Source organism: Streptomyces sp. (assembly GCF_050698815.1).
In the GTDB taxonomy this organism is placed as follows: domain Bacteria; phylum Actinomycetota; class Actinomycetes; order Streptomycetales; family Streptomycetaceae; genus Streptomyces.
On record NZ_JBOHCV010000712.1, the window covers coordinates 1 to 2,954 of the forward strand.

Genomic DNA, 2,954 nt, shown 5'->3' on the forward strand with positions numbered 1-2,954 from the left:
GACCCCGCCGCCCAGTACACGGCGTACCGCGCGCTGGCCGTCGCCGGCTGGGAGTCCACGGGCGGCGCCCCGGCACAGCTTTAGCGCGGGCCGAGTCTCCGGGCACCCCTGGGCCTGGCGGCCCGGGGACCCCGTACCCCTGGCCCGGGGCGGGCGTGTCCCAGGTGCCCGCATCCTCGCCGCGGCCCGCACTGCCTCGCCCAGCGGCGAGCGTCGTGCACGATGGGGGGATGGCGAACCGACTCGCGGACGAGACCAGCCCCTACCTCCTCCAGCACGCCGAGAACCCCGTCGACTGGTGGCCCTGGTCCGAGGCCGCGTTCGAAGAGGCGCGCAGGCGCGAGGTGCCGGTGCTGCTCAGCGTGGGCTACGCCAGCTGTCACTGGTGCCACGTCATGGCACACGAGAGCTTCGAGGACGGGGCGACCGCCGACTACCTCAACGCCCACTTCGTCTCCGTCAAGGTCGACCGCGAGGAGCGCCCCGACGTCGACTCCGTCTACATGGAGGCCGTTCAGGCGGCGACCGGCCAGGGCGGTTGGCCGATGACCGTCTTCCTCACCCCCGACGCCGAGCCCTTCTACTTCGGCACCTACTTCCCGCCCGCCCCCCGGCACGGCATGCCCTCCTTTCCGCAGGTGCTGGAGGGCGTCGCCACGGCGTGGACGGACCGGCGCGAAGAAGTCGCCGACGTGGCCGCGCGGATCGTGCGCGACCTGTCCGCCCGCGGCATCCGCTACGACCAGCCGCAGCCGCCGGGCCCGGAGGAACTCGGCGCCGCGCTGCTGGAGCTGACCCGCGACTTCGACGCCGCGCGCGGCGGATTCGGCGGTGCGCCGAAGTTCCCGCCGTCCATGGCACTCGAGTTCCTGCTGCGCCATCACGCCCGCACCAGCTCCGAGGGCGCCCTGGAGATGGTGCAGGCCACCTGCGAGGGGATGGCGCGGGGCGGCATCTACGACCAGCTCGCCGGCGGCTTCGCCCGCTACTCGGTGGACGCCGGCTGGGTCGTACCGCACTTCGAGAAGATGCTCTACGACAACGCGCTGCTGTGCCGCCTCTACGCGCACGTCTGGCGCGCCACCGGTTCCGTTCTGGCGCGCCGGGTCGCCCTGGAGACCGCCGACTTCATGGTGGCCGAACTGGGCACCGCACAGGGCGGCTTCGCCTCCGCGCTGGACGCCGACAGCGACGACGGACACGGCCGGCACCGCGAGGGCGCCTACTACGTCTGGACTCCCGCCCAGTTGACCGACGTACTCGGCGAGCAGGACGCGCGATGGGCCGCCGGCTACTACGGCGTGACGGAGGAGGGCACCTTCGAGGAGGGCGCCTCCGTCCTCCAACTCCCCGACGGCGGACAGCCGTCCGAGGCCGAGGCCGACCGCGTCGCATCTGTCCGGGAGCGGCTGCTGCGCGCCCGCGAAGCGCGGCCCCGCCCGGCGCGTGACGACAAGGTCGTCGCCGCCTGGAACGGCCTCGCCGTCGCCGCCCTCGCCGAGACGGGCGCCTACTTCGAGCGTCCGGACCTGATCGAGGCCGCCTCCGCCGCGGCGACGCTGCTGACCGAGGTCCACCTCGACCCGGCGGACGGGCGCCTCATCCGTACCTCACGTGACGGGTCCGCGGGCCCCAGCGGCGGCGTGCTGGAGGACTACGCCGATGTAGCCGAGGGCTTCCTGACCCTCTACTCGGTGACGGGCGAGGCCCCTTGGCTGGAACGGGCCGGCCTCCTCCTCGGCACCGTCCTCGGCCACTTCACCGACGAGGACGGCTCGCTCTACGACACCGCCGACGACGCCGAAGTGCTCATCCGCCGCCCGCAGGACCCCACAGACGGCGCCACCCCGTCCGGCTGGACCGCCGCCGCGCAGGCGCTGCTGACGTACGCCGCCTATACCGGCAGCACCCGCCACCGCGACGCCGCCGAACGGGCGTTGGGCATCGTACGGGCGCTGGCGCCGCGCGCCCCGCGCTTCATCGGCTGGGGACTGGCGGCGGCGGAAGCCGCCCTCGACGGCCCCCGTGAGGTCGCCGTCGTCGGCCCGCACACCGACCCCGCCACCGGCACCCTGCACCGCACCGCACTGCTGGCGACCGCGCCGGGCGTCGCCGTCGCCATGGGCGAACCCGGTTCGACGGCGGCGCTGGACGTGCCGCTGCTGCGCGACCGGCCGCTGCTGGACGGGCTGCCCACGGCCTACGTGTGCCGGGGCTTCACCTGCGACGCGCCGACCGCCGACCCGGCGGCTCTGGAGGAGTCGCTGCGGAGCTGAAGCGGCCGTCCAGGCCTCCCGGCATGTATGGCCGGGCCAGGTCGGCCCCCGCCCCGGGTGACCGAAAACATGAGGCGCCCCGCCGGGGCCGCCCGTAGGGTGGCGGTATGCAGGTGATCCAGTCGACGAAGCTCGCCAATGTCTGTTACGAGATCCGGGGCCCGGTCCTGGAGGAGGCGACCCGGCTGGAGGCGGCAGGTCACCGCATCCTCAAGCTCAATACCGGCAACCCCGCCGCGTTCGGGTTCGAGTGCCCGCCGGAGATCCTCGAGGACATGCTCCGCAACGTCGGCGAGGCGCACGGTTACGGCGACGCCAAGGGGCTGCTCTCCGCCCGCCGCGCGGTCGTGCAGCACTACCAGACCCAGGGCATCGACCTGTCCGTCGAGGACATCTACCTCGGCAACGGCGTCTCCGAGCTGATCCAGATGTCCATGAACGGGCTTCTCGACGACGGTGACGAAGTGCTCGTACCGGCGCCGGACTACCCGCTGTGGACCGCCTCCGTCTCCCTCTCCGGCGGCACGGCCGTGCACTACCGCTGCGACGAGCAGTCCGACTGGATGCCCGACCTCGCGGACATCGAGCGCAAGGTGACCGACCGCACCAAGGCGCTCGTGATCATCAACCCGAACAACCCCACCGGAGCGGTCTACGACGAGGAGATGCTGCGCGGCC

At 73.2% G+C, this 2,954-nt stretch carries 2 protein-coding genes; both read left to right on the plus strand.

From position 1 onward, the window contains the following. Window positions 1-230: 230 nt before the first annotated feature. A complete protein-coding gene (locus tag ACRDP3_RS25140; RefSeq protein WP_431519281.1) occupies window positions 231-2,276 on the plus strand; it encodes a thioredoxin domain-containing protein in 2,046 nt (681 codons plus the stop codon). A 107-nt stretch (window positions 2,277-2,383) separates the two neighbouring features. Continuing rightward, window positions 2,384-2,954 (plus strand): aminotransferase class I/II-fold pyridoxal phosphate-dependent enzyme (locus tag ACRDP3_RS25145; RefSeq protein WP_431519282.1); only part of this gene is annotated, 571 nt, incomplete at its 3' end.

What these genes read in the sequence shown, in the direction of transcription:
- ACRDP3_RS25140 (WP_431519281.1), top strand. Translation starts at nt 231, where the DNA reads ATGGCGAACCGACTCGCGGACGAGACCAGCCCCTACCTCCTCCAGCAC.